The following is a 6,542-nucleotide window of genomic DNA, read 5'->3' on the forward strand; positions in this document are numbered from 1 at the left end:
CCGGCACCGGCGCAGCCGGGCGCGCGTAGTCGGGGCCGACCGTGCAGGCGGCGAGGCCGGTCGCGAGCACGGCGACGGCCAGACAGCGCAGGGCGGCGACCGCAAAGCCTGCGGCGCCGCTTTGGCGGCCTGATCCCGCCTCCCCTCGTTCACCGTCCGCAGCGAGGGCTGCCTGCGGGCAGGAGCCGGCACCCGACGGAAAGCGTGAGGCACGGCAGCGGGCTTCAGTCGGGCAGCGGGGCATGGATGGCGCTCCGGGCAGGGCTGCGCTCGCGGCGCAGGCGGCGGCCGAGACGGTCGAGCACGAGGTAGACGACCGGCGTCGTGTACAGCGTCAGCCACTGGCTGACGAACAGGCCGCCGACGATGGCCAGGCCCAGCGGCCGGCGCAGTTCGGCGCCGAGGCCGCTGCCGAAGGCGAGCGGCAGCGCGCCGAGCAGCGCCGCGAGCGTGGTCATCAGGATCGGGCGCAGCCGCAGCCGCGCCGCGGCGTGGATCGCGACCAGCGGCGAGACGCCGTGGCGGCGTTCGAGATCGAGCGCCACGTCGATCATCATGATCGCGTTCTTCTTGACGATGCCGATCAGCAGGATCACGCCGATCAGCGCCATGATCCCGAACTCGGTGCCGGTCGCCATCAGCACGATCAGTGCGCCGACGCCGGCCGAGGGCAGCGTCGACAGGATGGTCAGCGGGTGCACCCAGCTCTCGTAGAGCATGCCGAGCACGATGTAGACGGCGATGAGCGCGGCGAGGATCAGCAGCGGCTGGCCGCCGACGCCCTCGGCGTAGGCGCGCGCCGAGCCTTCGAAGCTGCCGTGCACGCTCTCGGGCAGGCCGAGGCGCGCGACCGCGGCGTTGATCGCGGCGACCGCCTCGCCGATCGCGACGCCCGCGGCCAGGTTGAACGACACCGTGGTCGCAACGAAAACGCCCTGGTGATTGACGCTCAGCGGCCCCGGCGTCGGCCCCCAGCTCGCAAGGCTCGCCAGCGGCACCTGCGCGCCGGAATCCGCGGTGACGTACAAACGCGCCAGTATTTCGGGCCGCTGCCAGTACTGCGGGGCGACCTCCATGACCACGCGGTACTGGTTCAGCGCCGCGTAGATCGTCGACACCTGCCGCTGGCCGAAGGCCGCGTACAGCGTGCGGTCGATCGCCTGCATGCTGACGCCGAGGCGCGCGGCAGCGTCGCGATCGACGTTCAGCGTCAGCTGCAGGCCGCGCTCCTCGCGGTCGCTGTTCACGTCGGCGAGCTGCGGCAGGCCGGCGAGCGCGCGCGTGACCGGCCCGGTCCAGCGGCGCAGGCCGTCGAGGCTGTCGGCCTGCAGCGTGTACTGGAACTGCGCGTTCGACGAACGCCCGCCGGTGCGGATGTCCTGCACCGACTGCAGGAACAGCTGCGCGCCGGGGATGTGCGCCGTCCGCCCGCGCAGCCGCGCGATGACCTGATCGGCACTGACGCCGCGCTCCTCCAGCGGCTTCAGCTCGATGAACATCTGGCCGCTGTTGCGCTGCGCGCCGAAGGAGCCGCCACCGGTCGAGGCGACGACGGTGCGCACCGCCGGGTCTTCGCGCACGATCGCGACGAAGGCATCGAGCTTGCCGCGCATCGCCTGGAACGAGATCGCCTGATCGGCACGCACCGAGCCGCTCAGGCGCCCGGTGTCCTGCTGCGGGAACAGGCCCTTCGGCACCTGCACGTACAGCCAGACGTTCAGCGCGATCACCGCCGCGAGCAGCATCAGCACGACGGCGGCGTGGCGCAGCACGACGGCGAGGCTGCGCGCATAGGCGCGGTTGAGGTGCCGAAGCCCCCGGTCGAAGGCCTGCCACAGCCGGCCGTGCGACTCGCGCGGCCCGGCCGGCGGCGCGCGCAGCCAGTGCGCGCACAGCATCGGCGTCGTCGTCAGCGAGATCACGAGCGAGATCAGCACCGCCGCCGACAGCGTCACGCCGAACTCGCGCAGCAGCCGCCCCGGCAGCCCGCCCATCAGCAGCACCGGGATGAACACCGCCACCAGCGACACGCTCATCGCCAGCACCGTGAAGCCGACCTCGCGCGCCCCGCGCAGCGCCGCGGCGCGCACCGGCTGGCCGGATTCGACGTGGCGCACGGTGTTCTCGACGACGACGACCGCATCGTCGACGACGAAGCCGGTGGCGATGGTCAGCGCCATCAGCGACAGGTTGTTCAGGCTGTAGCCGCACAGCCACATCACGCAGCCGGTGCCGAGCAGCGACACCGGCACGGCGATGCCGGGGATCAGGGTCGCGCGCAGGTCGCGCAGGAAGGCGTAGACGACCAGCACGACCAGCCCGATCGCGATCGCCAGCGTCAGCTCGACCTCGTCGAGCGAGGCGCGCACCGTGGTCGAGCGGTCCTGCATCACGTCGAAATCGACCGCCGCCGGCAGCGTCGCGCGCAGCTGCGGCAGCACGGCGCGGATGCCCTCGACCGTGTCGATGACGTTGGCCCCGGGCTCGCGGCGCACGATCAGCGACACCGAGGGCCGGCCGTTGGCCGAACCGCTGTTGCGCACGTCCTCGACCGAATCGATGACGCTCGCGACATCGGCGAGGCGCACGGCTGCGTTGTTGCGCCAGGCCACCACCAGCCCGCGGTATTCGTCGGCGCTGCTGGCGCGGTCGTTGGCGAGGATCTGCCAGCGGCGCGAGTCGTCCTCGACCGTGCCGAGCGGCCGGCGCGGGTTGGCACCGGCGATCGCGGTGGCGACCGCGTTCGGGTCGATGCCGTAGCGCGCCAGCGCGTCGGGGTTCAGCTCCACGCGCACCGCCGGCAGCGCCGCACCGCCGACCGTGACCTGACCGACGCCGGCAACCTGCGAGATCTTCTGCGCCAGCACCGACGAGGCCCAGTCGTACAGCCGGCCGCGGTCGTAGGTGTCGGAGGCGAGCGCGAGGATCATCACCGGCGCATCCGAAGGGTTGAGCTTGCGCCAGGTGGGGTTGCGCGGCATCGCCGGCAGGTCGGCGCGCGCGGCATTGATCGCCGCCTGCACGTCATTGGCGGCACTGCTGATGTCGCGGGCCAGATCGAACTGCAGCGTGACGCTGGTGCTGCCGAGGCTGCTCGACGAGGTCATCTCGGTGACGCCGGCGATGCGCCCGAGCCGGCGTTCGAGCGGGGTCGCGACCGTCGCCGCCATGGTCTCGGCGCTCGCCCCGGGCAGGCTGGCGCTGACGGCGATGGTCGGCACGTCGATCTGCGGCAGCGCCGACACCGGCAGCAGCCGGTAGGCGACGAGGCCGGCGAGCGCCAGGCCGAGGGTCAGCAGGATGGTCGCGACCGGCCGGCGGATGAACGGCTCCGACAGGTTCACCGGTGCAGCCTCAGGCCGGGCCGCCGGCCGCGGCCGCATCGCCGCCGCGCAGCCGGCGCGCCAGCCGCTCGAAGGCGAGATACACGACCGGCGTCGTGAACAGCGTCAGCAACTGGCTGACGATCAGCCCGCCGACGATCGCGAGCCCGAGCGGCTGGCGCAGCTCCGAGCCGGTGCCGCTGCCGAGCACCATCGGCAGCGCGCCGAACAGCGCCGCCAGCGTCGTCATCAGGATCGGCCGGAAGCGCAGCAGGCAGGCGCGGTGGATCGCCGCGCGCGGCGTGAGGCCCTCGCCGCGTTCGGCCTCCAGCGCGAAGTCGATCATCATGATCGCGTTCTTCTTGACGATGCCGATCAGCAGCACGATGCCGATGATCGCGATGACGCCGAGATCCTGCCCGGCGAGCTCCAGCGCCAGCAGCGCGCCGATGCCGGCCGGCGGCAGCGTCGAGAGGATCGTCACCGGGTGCACGAAGCTCTCGTAGAGCACGCCGAGCACGATGTAGACGGTCACGACCGCCGCGAGCAGCAGCCAGAGCTGGTTGTCGAGCGCGGCGCGAAACGCACTGGCCGCGCCCTCGAAGCTCGTGCGCGTGCTCGCCGGCAGCGCGAGCGCCTGCGTCACCGCCTCGATGCCGGCGACCGCCGCGCCGAGCGACGCGCCCGGCGCCAGATCGAAGGACACCGTCGTCGCCGGAAACTGCCCGACGCGCAGCAGCGCGAGCGGCAGCGTGCGCTCCTCGATGCTCGCGAGCGCCGTCAGCGGCACCTGCACGCCGTTCGCGGAGCTCACGTACAGCGCATCGAGCGCCCGCGGCCCGCGCCGCCAGTCGGCCCCGAGTTCGAGCACGACGCGGTACTGGCTGGACTGCGTGTACACGGTCGAGATCAGCCGCTGGCCGAAGGCGTCGTAGAGCGCGTTGTCGACATCGGCGATCGCCACGCCGAGGCGCGCGGCGCTGTCGCGGTCGATGCGCACGTAAGCAGCGAGTCCGCCGTCCTGCTGCTCGCTCGCGACGTTGCGAAGCTGCGCCGAGGCCGAGAGCCGCTCGACCAGCTGCTCCACGGCCGCGGCGACGCGCGCGCCGTCCGGGTCCTCGACCGTGAACTGGTAGCGGCTGCGGCTCATGCGGTCCTCGATCGCGAGATCCTGCACCGGCTGCAGGTACAGGCGGATGCCCGCCACCTGCGCGAGCGGCGCTTCGAGCCGCGCGATCACGCCGGCCGCCGATACATGGCCGCGCGCCGCCAGCGGCTTCAGCGTCACCGAGAAGCGGCCGGTGTTCGGCGTGGCGTTGGTGCCGTCGACGCCGATGTAGGTCGACACCGCCTCGATCGCCGGATCGGCGAGCAGCACGCGCGCCAGCGCCTGCTGGCGCTCGGCCATCGTCGCGAACGACACGCTCGGCGGCGCCTGCGAGATGCCCTGCAGCAGGCCGGTGTCCTGCACCGGGAAGAAGCCCTTCGGCATCATCACGTACAGCCAGGCGGTCAGCGCCACGGTCGCGAGCGTCACCAGCAGCACCAGCGGCTGGTGGTCGAGCACACGCGCGAGCGCCCGGTCGTAGTGCGCAATCGTCGCATCGATGACGCGGCCGGCGGCGCGGTGGAAGCGCCCGGCACCGGCGCCATCGCCGTGACCGGAGCGCAGCAGCCGCGCGCACAGCATCGGCGTCAGCGTCAGCGACACCACGGCCGAGATCAGGATGGTCACGGCCAGCGTCACCGCGAACTCGCGGAACAGCCGCCCGACCACATCGCCCATGAACAGCAGCGGGATCAGCACCGCGATCAGCGACACGGTCAGCGACACGATCGTGAAGCCGATCTCCTGCGCGCCCTTCAGCGCCGCGGCGAGCGGCTTCTCGCCGGCCTCGACGTAGCGGGCGATGTTCTCGAGCATGACGATCGCATCGTCGACGACGAAGCCGGTCGCGATCGTGAAGGCCATCAGCGTCAGGTTGTTGATGCTGAAGCCGGCGAAGTACATGACGCCGAGCGTGCCGACCAGCGACAGCGGCACGGCGAGCGCCGGGATCAGCGTCGCGCGGGCGCTGCGCAGGAACAGGTAGATCACCAGGATCACCAGCGCGATCGCCCAGGCCAGCTCGAACTGCACGTCCTCGACCGAGGCGCGGATCGTCACCGTGCGGTCGCTGAGCACGGCGACATCGATGGTCGCCGGCAGCGCGGCCTGCAGCCCCGGCAGCAGCGCGCGGATGCGGTCGACGACCTCGATGACGTTGGCCCCGGGCTGGCGCAGCACGTTGACGACGATCGCCGGCTGCACGGCCCCGCCGCCGCTGCCGGTCCACGCCGCGAGCTTCGTGTTCTCGGCGTCCTCGGCGACCTCGGCCAGATCGCGCAGGCGCACCGGCGCGCCGTTTCTGTACGCGATCACCAGCGCGCGGTAGTCGGCGGCGTCGCGCAGCTGGTCGTTGGCGTCGATCGTGTACGCGCGCGCCGGCCCGTCGAAGCTGCCCTTGGCCTGGTTGACGTTGGCCGCGGCCACGGCCGTGCGCAGCGTGTCGAGGCCGATGCCGTAGGCGGCGAGCGCCGAGGGGTTGGCGCGGATGCGCAGCGCCGGGCGCTGGCCGCCGGCGAGCGTCACGAGGCCGACGCCCGGCACCTGCGACAGCTTCTGCGCGAGCCGCGTGTCGGCGAGATCCTGCACCTGCACCAGCGGCAGCGTCGCCGACGTGAGTCCGAGCGTCAGCACCGGCGCATCGGCCGGATTGACCTTGCTGTACACCGGCGGCGCCGGCAGGTCGGCCGGCAGCAGGTTGGAGCCGGCGTTGATCGAGGCCTGCACCTGCTGCTCGGCCACGTCCATCGACAGGTCGAGGTCGAACTGCAGCGTGATCACCGACGCGCCGGCGGCACTGGTCGAGGACATGCGCTTGAGTCCCGGCATCTGCCCGAACTGGCGCTCCAGCGGCGCCGTGACCGAGGAGGCGATCACGTCCGGGCTGGCACCGGGATAGAAGGTCGCGACCTGGATGGTCGGGTACTGCACGTCGGGCAGCGCCGAGACCGGCAGCAGCCGGTACGCGAGCAGCCCCGACAGCAGGATCGCCACCATCAGCAGCGTGGTCGCGACCGGGCGCAGGATGAACGGGCGGGACGGATTCACGGCCGGCTCCGCTTGCGGCAGCGCCGGCTCACTGTCCGGCGCCGTCGCGCGCGCGCCGCTGCGGG

Annotated in this window: 3 protein-coding genes; all 3 read right to left on the reverse strand. The window is 72.3% G+C overall.

Going from position 1 to position 6,542, the window contains the following annotated elements; all coding sequences use genetic code 11:
• A partial coding sequence (locus PKE44_RS13245) for a hypothetical protein (protein ID WP_324551958.1) occupies positions 1-244 on the reverse strand: 244 nt, incomplete at its 3' end.
• Complete coding sequence (locus PKE44_RS13250) at positions 225-3,344, reverse strand: efflux RND transporter permease subunit (RefSeq protein ID WP_324551960.1); 3,120 nt, start codon at positions 3,342-3,344, stop codon at positions 225-227. The genes PKE44_RS13245 and PKE44_RS13250, both read right to left, overlap by 20 nt.
• A 10-nt stretch (positions 3,345-3,354) precedes the next feature.
• Positions 3,355-6,477, reverse strand: a complete 3,123-nt coding sequence (locus PKE44_RS13255; RefSeq protein ID WP_324551962.1) for a multidrug efflux RND transporter permease subunit — start codon at positions 6,475-6,477, stop codon at positions 3,355-3,357.
• Positions 6,478-6,542: the final 65 nt, after the last annotated feature.

The sequence above is a fragment of the Plasticicumulans sp. genome (genome assembly GCF_035331805.1).
Taxonomy (GTDB): domain Bacteria; phylum Pseudomonadota; class Gammaproteobacteria; order Competibacterales; family Competibacteraceae; genus Plasticicumulans.